Origin of the sequence: Pseudomonas sp. CFBP13509, from assembly GCF_005233485.1 — a bacterium.
GTDB classification, from domain to species: Bacteria; Pseudomonadota; Gammaproteobacteria; order Pseudomonadales; family Pseudomonadaceae; genus Aquipseudomonas; species Aquipseudomonas marginalis.
Genome location: NZ_QGAA01000019.1, coordinates 17,876 through 37,350, shown reverse-complemented (window position 1 = coordinate 37,350; position 19,475 = coordinate 17,876). Strand labels below are relative to the sequence as shown.

Below are 19,475 nucleotides of genomic sequence, written 5' to 3'. Positions count from 1 at the left end.
GATGGGCGACTCGTCACGGATGACCTCCTTCTTTATCTATAAGTTGCGGCGACTTGCCGGGCTGCTGGCCGGCCTGTTGCTGTGCGCACCGGCGTGGAGCGCCGAGATCCTGCTGACCGCCGCCGAAGACGGCGCCGGGGTGCAGGCCTTTACCCAGGCGCTGGCCCGGCAACGCCCCGAAGACCGCGTCACCTTCACGTCCCTTGCGGCCTTGCCGGCACCCAGCCACCTGCCCGCCGGCACGCGCCTGATCCTGCTCGACCTGCCCGGCCTCGACTGGCGCCTGCGGGATACCCAAGGGCCGCCGACGCTGGTACTGCGCATCAGTCGGCTACAAGCCCATCAGCGCCCGGAGGCCTCACGGCACGCGCGGGTCAGCCTGTTGTGGAGCGACCCGCCGCTGGAGCGGCAGCTGCGCCTGATCAGCAGCGTCCTGCCCCAGGCACGGCGCATCGGTGTGCTCTACGGCACCGACAGTGAATTCCTGCTGCCCGAATTGCGCCAGCACGCGGCGGCCCTGGAGTTGGAGATCGTGCCGCAGCGCTGGGACAACACTAACGACAGTCGCCCGCTGCAAACCCTGTTCAGGAACAGCGACGTGCTGCTCGGCCTCGATGACCCGCAGCTGTACAACCCGAAGACCGCTAAAAACCTGCTGCTGAGCAGCTACGCCCAGCAATTGCCGCTGTTCGGGCCCAATGCAGGGTTTGTGCGCGCCGGCAGCCTCGCCAGCACCTACAGCGACCAGGACGATTGGCTGGCGGTACTCGATCGTTTGCTCGACCAGCCGCCGGCCGCTTGGCCACGCGCGCTGTACCCCGACCACTTCAAAGTCGTGGGCAACGCGCAGGTCGCACGCTCACTGGGCATCGAACAGGTGGACGAAGCCAGCGTCGCCGCCCGAATGGCCGAAGGAGAAAAACGCCCATGACCTTGCGTCGTCGTTGGGACATCAATACCCGCACCCAGCTCATAACCCTGGGCCCGGCGCTGTTGCTGACGTTGCTGTTGATCAGCTTCTTCACCTTCGTGCGTATCCAGGACCTGCGCCAGGAACTGGACCACACCGGCCAATTGATCGCCAACCAACTGGCACCCGCCACCGAATATGGGGTGATCTCGGGCAACAACGATGTGCTCGACAGCCTGCTGCGCGCCACGCTGGCCACGCCCCATGTGCGCTTCCTGGAGATTCAGGACAGCAGCGAAAATATCCTGGTGTACGTCGAGCAACCCGCGGAGAAACACGACCGCGCGCTGTCGGTCAAAGTGTTCCAGGCGCCGATCCGCCTGCAGCATATCCAGTTGGGCAACGACTTTTTCCAGGACAACCTTAACGAACCCAAGGCCCCCCGCGCGGACTATCTGGGCCGGGTGATCGTCGGCATGTCCAATGACGCCTTCAGCCAGCGCCAGCAGGAGATCCTGTTCAAGGCCGGTATCCTCGCGCTGTTCGCCCTGCTGTTTACGTTCCTGCTCGCCCGGCGCCTGGCGGCGAGCCTGTCGCAACCGATCAGCGCCATGGGCAATGCGGTCAAGGCCATCCAGCAGGGCGACTACAAGACGCCGCTGCCGATTGTGGATGACTCGGAGCTGGGCGACCTGTCGCGGCATATCAACAACCTCGCCGAAGGCCTCAACCAGGCCAGCCGCGAACAACAGCAGGCCATGGCCCAGTTGATCCAGACCCGCGAAGAGGCCGAACGGGCCAACAACGCCAAGTCAGACTTCCTGGCCATGATGAGCCACGAACTGCGCACGCCGATGAACGGTGTACTGGGCATGCTACAACTGCTGGAAACCACCGACATGACCGAGGAACAGACCGAATACGCGGCGCTGGCCTCCGAATCCACCGAGCATTTGCTCAAGGTGATCAACGACATTCTCGACTTCTCGCGCATCGAACGCGCGGCCCTGGAGCTGGAACATATCCCCTTCAACCTGGCCGACCTGATCAACAGTTGCGCCCAGGCCTTCCAGCACAGCGCCCAGCAGCGCGGGCTGGCGCTCAAGCTGCCGATCCCGCCCGGCATGGACGCACTGCGGGTACAGGGCGATCCGACGCGGATCCGCCAGATCCTGGTGAACCTGATCGGCAATGCCTTGAAGTTCACCGAATACGGCACCGTCAGCGTCGAGCCCCATTGGCAGGTGCTCGACCATGAGTTGGTGTGGTTCACCTGCACCGTGCGTGACAGCGGCATCGGGATTTCCGCCGAGCGCCTGGAATTGATGTTCGATGCGTTCCAGCAGGCCGACAGTTCCATTTCAAGACGTTACGGCGGTACCGGTCTCGGGCTGCCCATCGCCCGTACCCTGGCCGAACGCATGGGTGGCACGCTGCGCGCGCAGAGCGAAGAAGGCCGTGGCTCGGTGTTTACCCTGGAGATCCCGCTGGCCATCGACCCCCACAGCCAGCCGTCGATCGCCCTGGATGCCGAGGGCAAGCACAGCGCCGGCGAGGGTCGCCATGTGTTGCTGGTGGAGGACAATCCGGTCAACCGCGCCGTGGTCGAAGCCATGCTGCGCAGCCTGGGCTTTGAAGTCAGCCTGGCCACCGATGGCGCCGAGGCGATCCGCAGTGCCGAGAGCCTGATATTCACCGCGATCCTGATGGATTGTCGCCTGCCCTTGATCGACGGTTATGAAGCCACCCGGCAGATTCGCCAACTGCCCGGCTGCGCCGACCTGCCGATCATCGCCCTGACGGCCAACGCATTGCAGGGCGACCGGGAAGCCTGCCTTGCGGCTGGAATGAACGATTACCTGGCCAAGCCGTTCAAACGCACGGATCTGCAGCAAATCCTGCAGCGCTGGGTGCAATAGCGGCGCGCCACTAGCCAACTCCGACTGGCGTGAAAGACGAAAGTGCGGCAGTCTTAGGCACCCGAACGGGCCCATAAACAGGCTCGGTTTAAAATTTCAGTGAACAAGTGTACATTCAGTACCTTGCCGCTGTGACTTTCACTACAACGCAATAGTCTATGTGTAGGCTGCCGACATGAGGCATGAACGCTTCATTCGGTTCGGGAAGATTTGCCCTACCCTGCCGCATGGGATTATTGAGGAGCTCGCATGACCAAACAAAACGCCTTTACTCGGGAAGACCTGCTGCGCTGCAGTCGCGGTGAGCTGTTCGGCCCAGGTAACGCGCAACTGCCCGCCCCGAACATGCTGATGGTGGATCGCATCACCCATATCAGCGAAGAGGGTGGCAAGTACGGCAAAGGTGAATTGGTCGCCGAGCTGGATATCACCCCGGACCTGTGGTTCTTCGCCTGTCACTTCGAAGGTGACCCTGTCATGCCTGGCTGCCTGGGCCTCGACGCCATGTGGCAACTGGTCGGCTTCTACCTGGGCTGGCAAGGCCTGCCAGGCCGTGGCCGCGCCCTGGGTTCGGGCGAAGTGAAGTTCTTCGGCCAGGTCCTGCCGACCGCCAAGAAAGTCACCTACAACATTCAAATCAAGCGCGTCCTCAAGGGCAAGCTGAACCTGGCCATCGCCGACGGTTCGGTGACTGTCGACGGTCGCGAGATCTATACTGCCGAAGGCCTTCGGGTCGGCGTATTTACTTCCACTGACAACTTTTAAGGGTTATCCGCATGCGCCGCGTCGTTATCACTGGTCTGGGCATCGTTTCTTGCCTGGGCAATGACAAAGAGACCGTCACCGCTAACCTGCGTGCAAGTCGCCCTGGCATCCGCTTCAACCCGGAATATGCCGAAATGGGTCTGCGTAGCCAGGTTTCCGGCTCCATCGACCTGCCCCTCGAAGAACTGATCGATCGCAAGATCTATCGCTTCGTGGGCCACGCTGCCGCCTATGCCTACCTGGCCATGAAAGACGCCATCGCCGACTCCGGCCTGAGCGAAGACCAGGTATCGAACGTACGCACCGGCCTGATCGCCGGCTCCGGCGGCGCATCGACCCTCAACCAGATGGAAGCGCTGGACATCCTGCGCGAAAAAGGCGTGAAGCGCGTTGGCCCGTACCGTGTCACGCGGACCATGGGCAGCACCGTTTCGGCCTGCCTGGCCACGCCGTTCCAGATCAAGGGCGTGAACTACTCGATCTCCTCCGCATGCGCCACCAGTGCACACTGCATCGGTACCGCCGTCGAGCAGATCCAACTGGGCAAGCAGGACATCGTGTTCGCCGGCGGCGGCGAAGAAGAACATTGGAGCCAGTCGTTCCTGTTCGACGCCATGGGCGCCCTGTCCACCCAGTACAACGAAACCCCGGAAAAGGCCTCCCGCGCCTACGATGCCAAGCGTGACGGTTTCGTCATCGCCGGCGGTGGCGGCATGGTGGTGGTCGAGGAGCTGGAGCACGCCCTGGCCCGTGGCGCCAAGATCTACGCGGAAATCGTCGGCTACGGCGCCACTTCCGATGGCTACGACATGGTTGCGCCAAGCGGTGAAGGCGCCATCCGTTGCATGCAGATGGCCATGTCCACCGTGGATACCCCGATCGACTACCTGAACACCCACGGCACCTCGACTCCGGTCGGCGACGCCAAGGAAATGGAAGGTGTACGCGCGGTATTCGGCGACAAAGCCCCAGCCATCAGCTCCACCAAGAGCCTGTCGGGTCACTCCCTGGGCGCCGCCGGCGTTCACGAAGCGATCTACTGCCTGCTGATGATGGAAGGCAACTTCATGGCCGGTTCGGCCAACATCGACGAGATCGACCCGGTCGTCGCCGATATGCCGATCCTGACCAAGACGGTTGAAAACGTCAAAGTCGACACCGTGATGAGCAACAGCTTCGGCTTCGGTGGCACTAACGCCACCCTGGTGCTGAAACGCTGGCAGGGTAAGTGAGCCCCGCAGGTTGATCACATGAAAAGCCCCGACTGGTTCGGGGCTTTTTTATGGGCGACGGGATTTGAGACCGCAACCGCATTTGCGTGAGACGAAAACGCAATATCAACGCGCACCCTCATCGCCGCGAGGTTTAGGCAGGATGGCCAGGAAGTTGTCCCTCGCCACTTTGCGGGCAACGTCTTCAGGCAATGCATCCAGGAAGACATCAAAGCGGTGCATTTCCTCACCCAGCTTGTTGAAACGCCCGACGACATCCGAACCCAGCATAAAGCGCTCCGGGAAGCGCTCCACCAGCGTTACCCACTCCGGCCGAGGCTTGCCCCCATCATCCAGCAAGTACGGCGTGAGCATGCTCCAGGACAGGTCGATATACAGGTTGGGGTAAGCCTCGAGCATACGGTTCAAGGTGGGTAGCAAAAAGTCCATTTGCACCTGGTGGCGGTGAATTTCCTTGCTGGTGCCGGCGTGAGCCCAGATAAAGCGGGTGTGCGGGTGGTTGCGCAGCGGCTCTTCCACTTCGGCGAGGTACAGCGGGTTACGCTCGCGCTTGGAGGTGATGTTGGAGTGCAGCATCACCGGCAAGTCGTTTTCCGCCGCCAGGTGATAGATACGCGTCATGGCCTCGTTGTTGGCGCGCGGGGTATCCCCCGATGTGAGGGCGGTAAGGTCGTCGTGACGGGTAAACACTTCACCGATGCCCTGCCACAGCCCCGGGTTGAGGTCGAGCATGCGCTGGATATGGGCATCCGAATTCTTGTCATTGGGGTTGAAGCCGGACAGAAATGGATGAAAGTGCTGGCGCTGTTCAGGTGTCAGTTTATTTACCGCTGCGGCAACAATCACGTCCGTGGCGCTGTACCAATAGGCATCAGCGTCATCACCGGTGTAGTAGCGCGGGCGCTTGGGCTCGTCTTCGTGCCATTTCTTTGCGACGGGAATGCCGGAAATCATGACATGCTCGATGCGATTTTCTGCCATCGCCTTGAGCAACGTGTCCATCCCCGCCGTTTCCTGGAAGAAATCCACGTAATGCAGGTGGGCATCGCTGTAGGCATAGTCGCGAGCCTGCGCGGCAAGACTGTTGGCGGCGAGCAACAGGGCGAGACTCAAGCGGGTCCAGGGCACGGTATAACCTCGATAAGGGCGAATACCGGTAGACCTTGCGTGTCGTACCGGGGTTCAGCCGGCAAAAAAATGTGGAACACCCCCGTGCCAGCATGCTCTATAACTGCATGACCTTCCTTCTGCCAACCCGTGAGGTTTGCCATGCCTGTTACCGTCAATACGCTGAACGCCGACAACTTCCGCCACAGCGTCAATATCAATAACCACGAGCTGTTTACCGACCTGCCCAAGAGCCTGGGTGGTGACGACTCGGCGCCCTCCCCCCACGATTACTTCGACGCCGCGCTGGCATCGTGCAAGGCGCTGACCGTCAAGCTCTATGCCCAGAAAAAAGACATCCCCCTGACCGGCGTGACCGTGGAAGTCACCCACGACGCCAGCGAAGAGCAAAAGGGCAAATACAGGCTCAACGTCAAGCTGACGCTCAAGGGCGTACTCACCGACGAACAGCGCGACGAGCTGCACCGTGTGGCCGATCGCTGCCCGGTACACAAGCTGATGACCACCGCCGAGGTCACCATCGAAACCCGCCTCTCTGAAGGCGCGTTCAGCCAATAGCGGCAACCTCCCGTCGAGCGGGTTATGCTCATTACCCTACAACCCGCTCAGACTGGGACGCACCATGACCACCCTCACCGTGATCCGCCCACGCCCCGAAGATGTCGAAGGCCAGCCGATCCTGCGCCCGCTGCCCTCGCGGGAATGTCGCAGCGTCGGGCCCTTTGTGTTTTTCGACCATATGCTGCCGACCCGCTATGCACCGGGCAGCGGCATGAACATCCGCCAGCACCCGCATATCGGCCTGTCCACCCTCACCTATCTGTTCAAAGGCGCACTGCAGCACAAGGACAGCCTGGGGTCGGATCAAGTGGTAGAGGCCGGCGATGTCAGCTGGATGACTGCAGGCGGTGCAATCGCCCATGTCGAGCGCACACCCGAGGCACTCAAGGCCCACGGTTTCAGCATGCATGGCCTGCAAGTGTGGCTGGCGTCGCCCAAGGACCACGAAGCGGGGCCGGGACACTACAGCCATCACCCTGCAGCGAGCCTGCCGGTGAGTGACAATCTGGGCGTGCGGATTCGCCTGATCGCCGGCAGTGGCTTCTGCCTCAAATCACCGGTGCCGGTGCTGTCGCCTACGTTGTATGCAGATGTACACATGCAAACGGCCACGACCCTGCTGATTCCTGACGAGCACGAGGAACGCGCGGTGTATGTGCTGGAGGGTGAAGCCCAGTTGGAGGGTGAGCGGCTTGAGGTGCACAGCCTGGTGGTATTGCCGGCCGGGCAGGCAATGACCCTGTTCGCCGAGAGCGATTGCCAGTTGGTGGTGTTTGGCGGAGCACCGCTGGATGGGCCACGGCGGATCAATTGGAATTTTGTCGCGAGCGATCCGTTGAAGATCGAGCAGGCCAGGCAGCGCTGGGCCGCTGGGGATTGGCCGACGGTGCCGGGTGAAACTGAAAGAATTGAGTTGCCGGTGAGATAGCTATCGGGGGCAAGCCCCCGATGACGCCGGAACAGGCGCTGAAGATTCAGCCCTTGAACACTTCATCCAGCAAGTTATGCATCGACCGGAACGCCCGTGCAGCGGTCTTGGCGTCATACATCATCTTGCCCGGCACATTGGCATCCGGGTCAGTGAAGGAATGCACCGCACCGCCGTAACTCAGCAATTGCCAATCCACGCCGGCCGCGTTCATTTCATCTTCGAACGCCGGCAGTTGCTCTTTCGGCACCAACGGGTCGGAAGCACCGTGCAGTACCAGCACTGGACCCTTGATGTTTTTCGCGTCTGCCGGGTTCGGCGTGTCGAGGGTGCCGTGGAACGATACGGCAGCCTTCAATGGCGCACCGGTACGTGCCAGCTCCAGGGAGCAGCAACCGCCGAAGCAGAAACCAAAGGTGGCCAGCTTCGAGGTGTCCACTGCCGCTTCGGTCTGGCCCTGCAGCTGCTCAAGGGCAGCCTGCATGCGTTTGTTCAGCAACGGGCGATCATTCTTCAACGGCATCATTGCGGCGCCGGCTTCATCGCCATTCGACGGGCGCACGGTTTGCCCGTAGAGGTCGGCGATCAGCACCACGTAGCCCTTGGCGGCAACGCTCTTGGCGATCTCCTCGGCACCCGCACTCACCCCCATCCAGTTCGGCGCCATCAGCAGGCCGGGCAGCGGGTTCTTTTGGCTGGCATCGAACGCCAGGCGGCTTTCATAAGACTGGCCATCAATCTGATAGACCACGGAACGCACAGTGACTTGGCTCATCATTTTCTCCAGTTGAAGATCACTAGAACGGAAATAGGCTGTAGGTGCGAGCTTGCTCGCGAAGAACCTCAACGATCACGCGGGCAACCTGACACCCAGCGCCGCCCGCAGTTTTTTCGCGAGCAAGCTCGCTCCTACAAACGAAAAAACCCGCCGAAGCGGGTTTTTCTACAACGGTATCAAACCGACAGTTCAACCAACAGCTTGTTCAGTCGGCGCACGTAGGCGGCCGGGTCCTTGAGGCTGTCGCCAGCGGCCAGGGCCGCCTGGTCGAAAAGGATGTGGGACAGGTCGCCAAAGCGCTCTTCGCTCTGCTCGCCGTCGAGTTTCTCGATCAACGGGTGAGCCGGGTTGAATTCGAAGATCGGCTTGGAGTCCGGGACCTTCTGGCCGCTGGCTTCGAGGATCTGGCGCATCTGCATGCCCAGGTCCTGCTCGCCGATGGCCAGGATCGCCGGGGAATCGGTCAGACGGTGGGAAACCCGCACTTCGCTGACGGCATCGCCCAGGGACGCCTTGATCCGCTCAACCAGGCCTTCTTTGGCCTTGGCGACCTCCTCGGCTTCTTTCTTCTCTTCCTCGGAGTCCAGGTTACCCAGGTCCAGGTCGCCACGGGCCACGTCGACAAAGGATTTGCCGTCGAACTCGTTGAGGTAGCTCATCAGCCACTCATCGATACGGTCGGTCAGCAGCAGCACTTCGATGCCTTTCTTACGGAAGACTTCCAGGTGCGGGCTGTTCTTGACCTGTGCGTAGGTTTCGCCGGTCAGGTAGTAAATCTTGTCCTGGCCTTCCTTGGCACGTGCCAGGTACTCGGCCAGGGACACCACCTGCTCGCCCTCTTCGCCCTGGGTGGAAGCAAAGCGCAGCAGACCGGCGATTTTTTCCTTGTTGGCAAAATCTTCCGCCGGGCCTTCTTTCATGACCTGGCCGAAGTTTTTCCAGAAACCCTTGTATTGCTCTGGCTCGTTCTTCGCCAGTTTTTCCAGCATGTCGAGTACGCGCTTGGTCAGCGCCGACTTCATGGAATCGATGATCGGGTCTTTTTGCAGGATTTCCCGCGACACGTTCAGCGACAGGTCATTGGAGTCGACCACACCCTTGATAAAGCGCAGGTACAGCGGCAGGAACGACTCCGCCTGGTCCATCACGAACACGCGCTGCACGTAGAGCTTCAGGCCTTTTGGCGCTTCACGCTGGTACAGGTCGAACGGCGCACGGGCCGGCACGTAGAGCAGCGAGCTGTATTCCAGCTTGCCTTCGACCTTGTTATGGCTCCAGCTCAGCGGGTTTTCGTAGTCGTGGCCGATATGCTTGTAGAACTCCTGGTATTCCTCGTCCTTGATCTCGGTACGCGGACGGGTCCACAGGGCACTGGCGCGGTTGACGGTTTCCCATTCCTGGGCAGGCTTCTCTTCACCTTCGGCAGCCGCTTGTTCTTTCGGCAGCTCGATCGGCAAGGCAATATGGTCGGAGTACTTCTTGATGATATTGCGCAGGCGCCAGCCGTCGGCGAACTCGTCTTCACCGGATTTGAGGTGCAGGACGATGCGGGTACCACGGTCAGCCTTGTCGATGGTGGCGATTTCAAATTCGCCCTCGCCCTTGGAAGCCCAGTGCACGCCTTCGCTGGCGTCAAGGCCGGCACGACGGCTGAACACTTCAACCTTGTCGGCCACGATGAAGGCCGAGTAGAAGCCCACACCGAACTGGCCGATCAGGTGCGAATCTTTCTTCTGGTCGCCAGACAGGTTTTTCATGAAGTCGGCGGTGCCGGATTTGGCGATGGTCCCCAGGTGGGTGATCGCATCGTCACGGCTCATGCCGATACCGTTATCTTCGAGGGTGACGGTATTGGCGTCTTTGTCGAAGCTCACACGGATTTTCAGTTCCGCGCCGCCTTCCAGCAGTTCAGGCTTGGACAGGGCTTCGAAACGTAATTTGTCGACAGCGTCAGAGGCGTTCGAGATCAATTCGCGAAGGAAGATTTCCTTGTTGGAATACAGCGAATGGATCATGAGGTGCAGCAGTTGCTTCACCTCGGTCTGGAAGCCCAGGGTTTCCTTTTGAGTTTCCACACTCATGGTCATCAAACTCCAATTGGATGGCAGTGGCCGCGCCCTGAAGGGTTGGCGGCGGGTTGTCATCAAAGTTGGGGGCTAAGAGCAGGATTTCAAGGGCGGACCACGTCCTCGATCTTGAAATGCGCACGGGCGGTGGCGATGGGCTCGGCGGCGGTGGTTTGCCAGGCGGTGATCGCCACATTCGCCACCCGTCGGCCCTGGCGCCATACCTGGCATTTGGCGTAAGTGTCGCGAAACTGGCCGGCGCGCAGGTAATCGAGGGAGAAATCGATGATTTTCGGGAGGCCCGGCGCTCCGGTAAACACCAGCAGGTGCAACGCCGCTGCCAGTTCCATGAAGCCGGCAATCACCCCGCCGTGAAGCGCCGGCAATATGGGGTTACCAATATTGTCCTTGTGGGCCGGCAGGCGAAACAGCAATTCATCCCCCAGCCGGGTGCATTCGATACCGATCAGTTTGGCGTAGGGGATCAGGTCCAGCAGCGCCTCGTAGTTGCCGCGCTGATGAGCCTGTTCCAGGCGGGTCTTGAATCGATGGGTCATGCCTGCTCTCCCTTGATCGCGCGCGCCAACCCGTGGGTGCCCTTGAGACGCTTGCCCATGCGCATGAAAGTGCCCACCACATGGGCGATGGGTTGTTGCGGATCGTCCTGGTAGGCAAAACCACGGGTGAAGATCACATCGGTGGTCACCCGGTAGCATTGGGCGAAACCATATACCGGCTTATGCGGCTCGGCGGGATGCATATAGTCGACACGCAGGTCCAGGGTCGGGCACACCTCGAACTCCGGCAGGACACACAGGGTGGCCATGCCGCAGGCAGTGTCCATCAAGGATATCAAAGCGCCACCATGGATCACGCCGGTCTGGGGGTCACCCACCAACTGCGGGGCGTAAGGCATGGCCAACGTGATGCCCTCCTCGCTGGCATGATGAACGCTGATACCCAGCACCTGACAATGGCGCAAGGCCGAGACAAAGCGCGTCGCGCGCTCTAACAAGGGATTTTCGGTCATTCGTTGCAGACTCTTATTAGTGTTGATGGGCGAAATAGACGGTGCGGGCGAAAGTTCCTTTGAGGTCGTTGTTTATATATCTGTGGAATAAAAGGAACTAATGCTGAACGGCCATGCTCGAAAGGCCAGTAGATATCTTCACTAAGGAGAAACACCCCATGCGTAAGACTTTAGCTATTTCCATGATGTTGGCCGCTGCCCTCGGTCTCGCTGCTTGCGACAAGAAATCCGAAGACAAAGCCCAAGATGCCGCAGCGCATTCTGAGCAAGCTCAAAAAGACATGGCGAAAGCTCAGGATAAAGTGAACGACGCTGCGAAAGAAAACGCCGATGCTGCCAAAGCTCAGGCTGAATCGAACGAAGCCGCCGCAAAAGAAGCAGCACCAGCTACTCCTGCCACCGGTTCCTGATACCGCTGCATGAAATAGCTTCGCTGCAATAAAAAGAAAGCCCGCTTATAGAGCGGGCTTTACTTTGCCTGTTGTTTTAACTCAGCGCGTCACGCATTAAATCTCCTCTTTGGCGGGCTCAGGCATCGGTGTATCCGTCTGCGTATACACCATCACTTGCAGTACGTCGGAATGAAACTCCCGGCGATACAACACAAACACCACCCCGGCACTCATCAACATGAACAACCAGGGGCTGACGAACCACGCCAGCATGGTCATGCCGAAGTAATAAGAACGCAGGCCAAAGTTGAACTGGTTGGCGGCCATGGAGATCACCCGCGCCGCACGCAGGGCAAACGCCTTGCGCTCCTGCTCCGACACATGCCGTTCACCGATCATCGGTGCCGACCCGACCAGCACCGCGGCAAAGTTGTACTGGCGCATGCACCAACTGAAGGTGAAGAAGGCATACACGAAGACCAGCGCCAGGCAGAGCAGCTTGATCTCCGACATGCCCTGGGAGGCCTGCTGCACCATGGGTATGTCCGCCAGCAATGACACCGCCCGCTCGGAAGCCCCCAGCACCGTGAGAATGCCGGCGAGGATGATCAAGGTGCTGGAGGCGAAGAATGAGGCATTACGCTCCAGGTTGCCGATCACGCTGGCATCGGCGATGCGGTTGTCACGCAGCAGCATGCGGCGCATCCAGTCCTCGCGATACAAATGCAGCACGCTGGCCAGGCACGCGGTGTCTCGGGCTTTCCAGGTGGCATAACGGGTGTAGCCGCCCCAGCACAGGATGAACCAGAGGGCGGCAAGCAGGTGGATCTGATTGGCTTCGACGAACGACATGCGGGTCCTTGCAGAAAGAAGATTGAGAAACTTTTTGCGTCTGTTCGACGTTAGCGCAAAGAAAAAGACACTGCCTTGCGCTCAAAAAAAATGCCCCGTATCGATTGATACGAGGCATTTCCGTACTGCATGAAACCCGCTTGTTATGCGATGGCTTCGCTGCGCTTACCCAGCATGCGATCAATGACGACCGCCACAACCAGCGTCATCACCGACGGCACCAGCCACGCCAGGCCTTGCTCGCTCAGCGGCAGGTTCGCCAGCTGCGAAGGCATCCAGCCTGCCAGGCCTGCGCCCTTGAGCGCGTCGATGCAACCAAAGATGAACGACACCAGCATCACCGGCCCGACGATACGGCCCTGTTCCTGCCAGAAGTCTTTGCAGAAGCTCAAGGCCACCAGCACGATGCACGGCGGGTAGATCGCGGTGAGTACCGGGATCGAGAACGCAATCAGCTTGGTCAGGCCAAGGTTCGACACGAACAGCGAGAACAGCGCCAGGATCACTACCAGGGTCTTGTAGGACAGCGGCAGGATTTTGCTGAAGTACTCGGCACATGCGCAGGTCAGGCCGACGGCAGTGACCAGGCATGCCAGGGAGATCAATACAGCCAGGAACCCACTGCCCAGGGAACCGAAGGTGTGCTGAACATAAGCGTGCAGCACTGCGGCGCCATTGGCAGCGCCGGCAGCGACTTCATGGCTGCCCGACCCGAGGCGGAACAGGCTGACATACACCAGCGCCAAACCGACGCCGGCAATCAACCCGGCAATGATCGCGTAGCGGGTGATCAGCTTGGGCGATTCGACACCACGGGAACGGATCGCATTGACGATCACAATGCCAAACACCAGCGCCCCCAGGGTATCCATGGTCAGGTAGCCATTGATAAAGCCCTGGGAAAACGGTGCGGCGACGTATTCCGGGGTGGCGACACCCACCTCACCTGCCGGCAGGGCAAACGCGGCAATGCCGAGGATGGCCAGGGCGATGATCTTCAGCGGCGCCAGGAAGCGACCCACGGTGTCCAGCAGTCGGCCTGGGTACAGGGAGACAAAGAACACCACCAGGAAATACACCGAGCTGTAGAGGAACAGCGCCAGCGGGCTTTCGCCGGTCAGCGGCGCCAGGCCCACTTCAAACGACACGGTCGCGGTACGCGGGGTGGCGAACAGCGGCCCTACCGCCAGATACGCCGCCGCCGCGAGCAGGCCACCGGCGATCTTGCCGATCGGGCTGCTCAGCGCGTCCATGCCGCCACCGACCTTGGCCAGGGCGATCACGGTGACCACCGGCAGGCCAACGGCGGTGATCAGGAAGCCCAGCGCCGCCATCCAGACATGAGGCCCGGACTGCAAACCAACGATAGGCGGGAAGATGATGTTGCCGGCGCCCACGAACAGGGCGAAGGTCATGAAGCCCAACGCCAGGATGTCCTGGCTTTTCAACACTTTCATTTGAGGAAATACCACACTACTGAATCGGAATTTAGAGAGGGATTCCCTATGGATGAGGGAAATGCTGCCGGCCCTTATGGGCACCGACCGGTCTAGCGCGCAGCTTCCTTTTGGGAGGCGGACGCATAAAGAGGCGGCTAGGGTACAGAATTAGCCTGACAAACGCACTGTTGCGGGGCGCACTGTCCGATAAGCGACATCTCGATGTCGCGTTTTCATACTTAATTTGGCAATACAAACAAAATTGTGGGAGGGGGCTTGCTCCCGATAGCGGTGCGTCAGTCCCACATCAGCTGGCTGATGCACTGCAATCGGGGCAAGCCCCCTCCCACATTTGAATCGTCAACAATCTGCAGAATGCACAAAGGCCACCCGAAGGTGGCCTTTGCTGGTAAAGCGTCAGCTAAGCGCGAGGCTTACTTGACAGCCCAACCGGTCAGCTCGGCCAAGGCCTTGCCGATGTCTGCCAGCGAACGCACGGTTTTAACGCCTGCGTCTTGCAGTGCAGCGAATTTCTCGTCTGCAGTGCCTTTGCCGCCAGAGATGATTGCGCCAGCATGGCCCATGCGCTTGCCCGCAGGGGCAGTCACACCAGCGATGTAGGAAACAACCGGCTTGGTCACGTGTGCCTTGATGTAGGCAGCCGCTTCTTCTTCAGCCGAACCGCCGATCTCACCGATCATCACGATCGCTTCGGTCTTCGGGTCTTCCTGGAACAGCTTCAGGATATCGATGAAGTTGGAGCCCGGGATCGGGTCACCGCCGATGCCGACGCAAGTCGACTGACCGAAACCGGCGTCAGTAGTTTGCTTCACAGCTTCGTAGGTCAGGGTGCCGGAACGGGAAACGATACCGACTTTACCTGGCAAGTGAATGTGACCTGGCATGATGCCGATCTTGCATTCGCCTGGAGTGATCACGCCTGGGCAGTTAGGGCCGATCAGGACTACGCCCAGCTCGTCGCACTTAACTTTAGCGTCCAGCATGTCCAGGGTAGGAATGCCTTCGGTGATGCACACGATCAGCTTGATGCCGCCGAATGCCGCTTCCAGGATCGAGTCCTTGCAGAAAGGAGCTGGAACGTAGATCACGCTGGCGGTGGCGCCAGTGGCAGCTACAGCGTCTTTCACGGTGTTGAACACTGGCAGGCCCAGGTGCTCGGTGCCGCCTTTGCCCGGGGTTACGCCGCCAACCATCTTGGTGCCGTATTCGATGGCTTGCTGGGTGTGGAAACTACCTTGCGAACCGGTAATACCCTGGCAGATAACTTTGGTGTCTTTATTGATCAGGACGCTCATTATTTGCCCTCCGCAGCTTTGACAACTTGTTGAGCAGCGTCGGTCAGGCTGGTAGCCGCGATGATGTTCAAACCGCTTTCTGCCAGTACTTTAGCGCCCAGTTCAGCGTTGTTGCCTTCAAGGCGAACAACAACCGGGATTTTAACGCCGACTTCTTTCACTGCGCCGATGATGCCTTCGGCAATCATGTCGCAACGAACGATGCCGCCGAAGATGTTGACCAGTACTGCAGCGACGTTGGAGTCGGACAGGATGATCTTGAAGGCTTCGGTTACGCGTTCCTTGGTAGCACCACCGCCCACGTCGAGGAAGTTGGCTGGTTTGCCGCCATGCAGGTTGACGATGTCCATGGTACCCATGGCCAGGCCGGCACCGTTGACCATGCAACCGATGTTACCTTCCAGGGCTACGTAGTTCAGTTCGAACTTGGCAGCGTGCGCTTCGCGCGGATCGTCTTGCGACGGATCGTGGAAAGTCTTCAGCTTAGGCTGACGGTACATGGCGTTGGCGTCGATGTTGATCTTGGCGTCGAGGCAGTGCAGATCGCCGTCAGCCTTGATCACCAGCGGGTTCACTTCCAGCAGGGCCAGATCGTGATCCTGGAACAGTTTGGCCAGACCTACGAAGATCTTGGCGAACTGGGCAACTTGCTTGCCTTCCAGGCCCAGCTGGAAAGCCAGCTCGCGACCCTGGAATGGCTGGGCGCCAACCAGTGGGTCGATAGTGGCTTTCAGAATTTTTTCTGGGGTTTCGTGAGCGATCTTCTCGATGTCCACGCCACCTTCGGTGGAAGCCATGAACACGATGCGACGGCTCGAACGGTCAACGACAGCGCCCAGGTACAGCTCTTTAGCGATATCAGTGCACGATTCAACCAGGATCTTGGTGACTGGCTGGCCATTGGCATCAGTCTGGTAAGTCACCAGACGCTTGCCCAGCCACTGCTGTGCGAAGGCCTTGGCGTCTTCTTTGCTGCGAACCAGCTTAACGCCGCCCGCTTTACCGCGACCACCAGCGTGGACCTGGGCTTTGACAACCCACTCGGTGCCGCCGATTTTGTCGCAAGCTTCTGCTGCTGCTTCCGGGGTGTCTACTGCGTAGCCCTTGGAAACTGGCAGGCCGTATTCAGCGAACAGCTGCTTACCCTGATACTCGTGAAGATTCATGCTTTTTACCGTCTTCGTTAGGTACTGCGCATTCGGCGCTGCGCTCATTATGAGTGCCGCGCCACCTGTGACTGCTGCTTGCGCAACTTGCGGGGCTCAAGGCCCGTAAAGCTGCGCAAGACTGCGTCCAGCGGATATTCCGCGGTGAGTCTTGCGCGCAAGGCTCACGACGGGCAACTCCGCCGTGGTTTCTTATTATCTCGCTTAGCGCTTCTTCTTGTTGGCGATGTGGATGGCATGGCCATTCACTGCCAACGCGGCTTCGTGCAGCGCTTCGGACAGGGTCGGATGGGAGAAGACCATCATGCCGATGTCCTCGGCACTGGTGCCGAATTCCATACCGATCGCGCCCTGCTGAACCAGTTCTGCTGCGCCTGGGCCAATCACGTGGACGCCCAATACGCGGTCAGTCTTGGCATCAGCGATGACTTTGACAAAACCACCGGTGTCGTTGGCTGCCATGGCACGGCCAGAAGCGGCGAACGGGAAGGTGCCGACGTTAACTTCAACGCCTTCAGCTTTCAACTGCTGTTCGTTCTTGCCGACCCATGCAATTTCCGGGTGGGTGTAGATAACCGATGGGATCAGGTCGTAGTTCATCTGGGTCTTGTGACCCTTGATGCGCTCGACAACCATGATGCCTTCTTCGGAAGCCTTGTGCGCGAGCATCATGCCGCGAACCACGTCGCCAATGGCGTAGACGCCCGGAACGGTGGTAGCGCAGTGATCGTCAACGTGGATGAAGCCACGCTCGTCGATGTTCACGCCGCTGTCGGAAGCCAGCAGGTCGGTGGTCACTGGACGGCGACCAACGGCCACGATCAGCTTGTCGAACGTGATGGTCTGTTCGCCATCCTTGTCGGTGTAGGTCACGACGACTTCTTCGCCATTGACCTTAGAGCCGGTCACGCGAGCGCCCAGCTTGATGTCCAGACCTTGTTTGGTCAGGGTTTTCAGCGCTTCTTTGGACACCGCGGTGTCGGCAGCCAGCAGGAACGTGTCCAGGGCTTCCAGCACGGTCACTTCGGAACCCAGGCGGGACCAGACCGAACCCAGTTCCAGGCCGATGACGCCAGCGCCGATCACGCCCAGGCGCTTAGGCACGGCCTGGAATTCCAGGGCGCCGGTCGAATCAACGATCACGTTCTGGTCAACCGGAGCCGGTGGAATGTCGATTGGACGCGAACCTGGGGCCAGGATCACGTTCTCGGCTTCGATGATTTCTACCGAGCCGTCCGGCTTGGTGATTTCAACTTTCTTGCCGGCCAGCAGTTTGCCGTGGCCTTGCAGGGAAGTCACGCCGTTGGCCTTGAACAAGGTCGCAACGCCGGAAGTCAGGCCTTTAACGATGTTGGCTTTACGGCCGACCATTGCTGGCACGTCCATGGTCACGCCGGCATGGTTGATGCCGTGGATCGCGAAGCCGTCCTGGGCTTCGTGGAATTTCCAGGAGCTGTCCAGCAGCGCCTTGGAAGGAATGCAACCGACGTTCAGGCAAGTACCGCCCAGTGCCAGTTTGCCTTCCTTGTCGGTGTATTTTTCAATGCAAGCAGTCGAGAGGCCCAGTTGTGCGGCCTTGATGGCGGCAACGTAGCCGCCAGGACCCGCACCAATCACTACAACGTCAAATTTCTGCGACATGAAAATAGTTCCTCTATTTAGCAGCAAGCTTTCAAGCCGCAAGCCCCAAGCCCAACTGCCTTATCCGGCAATCTGTCACTTGAGACCTGCAGCTGCTTCTATCAGATATCCAGCAGCAGACGAGCCGGGTCTTCCAGCAGGTTCTTGATGGTCACCAGGAAAGTCACGGCTTCTTTACCATCGATCAGGCGGTGATCGTAAGACAGCGCCAGGTACATCATTGGGCGGATCACGACTTGGCCGTTGATGGCCATCGGACGCTGGATGATGTTGTGCATGCCCAGGATCGCGGCTTGTGGCGGGTTAACGATCGGCGTCGACATCATCGAACCGAAGGTACCACCGTTGGTGATGGTGAAGGTACCACCGGTCATCTCGTCGATGGTCAGCTTGCCGTCACGGGCTTTCTTGCCGAAGCCGGCGATGCCGCCTTCGATTTCGGCCAGGCTCATCAGTTCGGCGTTACGCAGGACCGGAACCACCAGGCCACGGTCGCTGGACACGGCAACGCCGACGTCTGCATAACCGTGGTAAACGATGTCGCCGCCGTCGATGGAAGCGTTGACTGCCGGGAAGCGTTTCAGCGCTTCGGTGGCCGCTTTCACGAAGAACGACATGAAGCCCAGGCGCACGCCGTTGTGGGACTTCTCGAACAGATCCTTGTACTTCGAACGCAGGGCCATGACTTCGGTCATGTCGACTTCGTTGAAAGTGGTCAGCATCGCCATGTTCGACTGTGCTTCAACCAGGCGCTTGGCCACGGTGGCACGCACGCGGGTCATCGGTACACGCTTCTCGGTGCGGTCGCCGGCAGCGAACACAGGCGCAGCGGCAGCCGGGGCAGCAGCCTTGGCAGGCGCGGCAGCCGGAGCGTTTTTCTTGGCTTCAACAGCAGCTACCACATCTTCCTTGGTCACACGGCCGTCTTTGCCGGTGCCTTTGATGGAAGCCAGGTTGATGCCGTTTTCTTCGGCCAACTGGCGAGCAGCCGGTGCAGCGATTGGATCTTCGCCACCCGCAGCCGGAGCGGCAGCAGGTGCCGAGGCAGCGGCCGGTGCAGCAGCGGCAGCAGGAGCAGCGGCAGCGCTGCCCTCTTCGATCGAGCCGAGTACCTGGTTCGACAGAACTGTAGCGCCCTCTTCGGCAACGATTGCGCCCAGCACGCCGTCAGCTTCGGCCAACACTTCCAGCACGACTTTGTCGGTCTCGATGTCGACGATCAGGTCGTCACGCTTGACGGCCTCACCTGGTTTCTTGTGCCAGGTGGCAACGGTGCCATCGGCAACCGATTCCGGGAATGACGGGGCTTTGATTTCGATAGCCATTATCTGTGGGTCCTTAAAATTCGGTTT

Annotated in this window: 18 protein-coding genes; 7 read left to right on the top strand and 11 right to left on the bottom strand. The window is 59.8% G+C overall.

Annotated features, from left to right (window positions below):
* Window position 1: 1 nt before the first annotated feature.
* The 4 genes from PspCFBP13509_RS25385 to fabB all read left to right on the top strand — a co-directional run bounded on the left by PspCFBP13509_RS25385 (window position 2) and on the right by fabB (window position 4,826).
* Window positions 2–931, top strand: a complete 930-nt coding sequence (locus tag PspCFBP13509_RS25385) for an ABC transporter substrate-binding protein (RefSeq protein WP_137212856.1) — start codon at window positions 2–4, stop codon at window positions 929–931.
* Window positions 928–2,829: an ATP-binding protein gene (locus PspCFBP13509_RS25380; RefSeq protein WP_137212855.1), complete on the top strand. Its 1,902-nt coding sequence runs from the start codon at window positions 928–930 to the stop codon at window positions 2,827–2,829. Before PspCFBP13509_RS25385 ends, PspCFBP13509_RS25380 begins: the two co-directional genes overlap by 4 nt.
* A 249-nt stretch (window positions 2,830–3,078) precedes the next feature.
* Window positions 3,079–3,594, top strand: a complete 516-nt coding sequence (fabA, locus tag PspCFBP13509_RS25375) for a 3-hydroxyacyl-[acyl-carrier-protein] dehydratase FabA (RefSeq protein ID WP_003210552.1) — start codon at window positions 3,079–3,081, stop codon at window positions 3,592–3,594.
* Between the two features lie 11 nt (window positions 3,595–3,605).
* Window positions 3,606–4,826, top strand: a complete 1,221-nt coding sequence (gene fabB, locus PspCFBP13509_RS25370) for a beta-ketoacyl-ACP synthase I (RefSeq protein WP_027607070.1) — start codon at window positions 3,606–3,608, stop codon at window positions 4,824–4,826.
* A 105-nt stretch (window positions 4,827–4,931) separates the two neighbouring features.
* On the opposite strand, the gene PspCFBP13509_RS25365 is transcribed toward fabB, so the two are convergent.
* Window positions 4,932–5,954 (bottom strand): amidohydrolase family protein, encoded by a 1,023-nt coding sequence (locus PspCFBP13509_RS25365; RefSeq protein WP_065924498.1) that lies wholly within the window; start codon window positions 5,952–5,954, stop codon window positions 4,932–4,934.
* A gap of 141 nt (window positions 5,955–6,095) precedes the next feature.
* On the opposite strand from PspCFBP13509_RS25365, the gene PspCFBP13509_RS25360 reads away from it, so the two are divergent.
* Together PspCFBP13509_RS25360 and PspCFBP13509_RS25355 are read left to right on the top strand one after the other, a co-directional pair.
* Entirely contained in the window at window positions 6,096–6,512 is a 417-nt protein-coding gene (locus PspCFBP13509_RS25360; RefSeq protein WP_065924497.1) for an OsmC family protein, read from the top strand.
* 64 nt (window positions 6,513–6,576) lie between these two features.
* Window positions 6,577–7,443, top strand: a complete 867-nt coding sequence (locus tag PspCFBP13509_RS25355; RefSeq protein WP_137212854.1) for a pirin family protein — start codon at window positions 6,577–6,579, stop codon at window positions 7,441–7,443.
* Between the two features lie 46 nt (window positions 7,444–7,489).
* On the opposite strand, the gene PspCFBP13509_RS25350 is transcribed toward PspCFBP13509_RS25355, so the two are convergent.
* The 4 genes from PspCFBP13509_RS25350 to PspCFBP13509_RS25330 form a co-directional block, all read right to left on the bottom strand.
* Window positions 7,490–8,218: a dienelactone hydrolase family protein gene (locus PspCFBP13509_RS25350; RefSeq protein ID WP_065924495.1), complete on the bottom strand. Its 729-nt coding sequence runs from the start codon at window positions 8,216–8,218 to the stop codon at window positions 7,490–7,492.
* Between the two features lie 179 nt (window positions 8,219–8,397).
* The gene (gene htpG / locus PspCFBP13509_RS25340) at window positions 8,398–10,302 is read right to left on the bottom strand and encodes a molecular chaperone HtpG (RefSeq protein ID WP_137212852.1); all 1,905 of its coding nucleotides are present in this window, start codon (window positions 10,300–10,302) and stop codon (window positions 8,398–8,400) included.
* An 89-nt stretch (window positions 10,303–10,391) separates the two neighbouring features.
* Complete coding sequence (locus PspCFBP13509_RS25335) at window positions 10,392–10,844, bottom strand: PaaI family thioesterase (protein WP_065924493.1); 453 nt, start codon at window positions 10,842–10,844, stop codon at window positions 10,392–10,394.
* Entirely contained in the window at window positions 10,841–11,317 is a 477-nt protein-coding gene (locus PspCFBP13509_RS25330; protein ID WP_137212851.1) for a PaaI family thioesterase, read from the bottom strand. Before PspCFBP13509_RS25330 ends, PspCFBP13509_RS25335 begins: the two co-directional genes overlap by 4 nt.
* Before the next feature lie 158 nt (window positions 11,318–11,475).
* Between PspCFBP13509_RS25330 and PspCFBP13509_RS25325 the strand changes: the two genes are divergently transcribed.
* Complete coding sequence (locus tag PspCFBP13509_RS25325) at window positions 11,476–11,727, top strand: hypothetical protein (protein WP_010211724.1); 252 nt, start codon at window positions 11,476–11,478, stop codon at window positions 11,725–11,727.
* 96 nt (window positions 11,728–11,823) lie between these two features.
* Here PspCFBP13509_RS25325 and PspCFBP13509_RS25320 read toward each other — a convergent pair whose 3' ends face one another.
* From PspCFBP13509_RS25320 to odhB, 6 genes are all read right to left on the bottom strand, one after another.
* Window positions 11,824–12,561 (bottom strand): DUF599 domain-containing protein, encoded by a 738-nt coding sequence (locus PspCFBP13509_RS25320; RefSeq protein ID WP_027607062.1) that lies wholly within the window; start codon window positions 12,559–12,561, stop codon window positions 11,824–11,826.
* A 143-nt stretch (window positions 12,562–12,704) separates the two neighbouring features.
* Entirely contained in the window at window positions 12,705–14,018 is a 1,314-nt protein-coding gene (gene brnQ, locus PspCFBP13509_RS25315) for a branched-chain amino acid transport system II carrier protein (protein WP_065924491.1), read from the bottom strand.
* A gap of 416 nt (window positions 14,019–14,434) precedes the next feature.
* Window positions 14,435–15,316 (bottom strand): succinate--CoA ligase subunit alpha, encoded by an 882-nt coding sequence (gene sucD, locus PspCFBP13509_RS25310; RefSeq protein ID WP_003172813.1) that lies wholly within the window; start codon window positions 15,314–15,316, stop codon window positions 14,435–14,437.
* Window positions 15,316–16,482, bottom strand: coding sequence for an ADP-forming succinate--CoA ligase subunit beta (gene sucC / locus PspCFBP13509_RS25305; protein WP_003233235.1), 1,167 nt, complete (start codon window positions 16,480–16,482; stop codon window positions 15,316–15,318). Before sucC ends, sucD begins: the two co-directional genes overlap by 1 nt.
* Before the next feature lie 204 nt (window positions 16,483–16,686).
* The gene (lpdA, locus tag PspCFBP13509_RS25300; protein ID WP_065924490.1) at window positions 16,687–18,123 is read right to left on the bottom strand and encodes a dihydrolipoyl dehydrogenase; all 1,437 of its coding nucleotides are present in this window, start codon (window positions 18,121–18,123) and stop codon (window positions 16,687–16,689) included.
* Window positions 18,124–18,224: 101 nt separating this feature from the next.
* The gene (gene odhB, locus PspCFBP13509_RS25295) at window positions 18,225–19,448 is read right to left on the bottom strand and encodes a 2-oxoglutarate dehydrogenase complex dihydrolipoyllysine-residue succinyltransferase (RefSeq protein ID WP_065924489.1); all 1,224 of its coding nucleotides are present in this window, start codon (window positions 19,446–19,448) and stop codon (window positions 18,225–18,227) included.
* Window positions 19,449–19,475 lie beyond the last annotated feature (27 nt).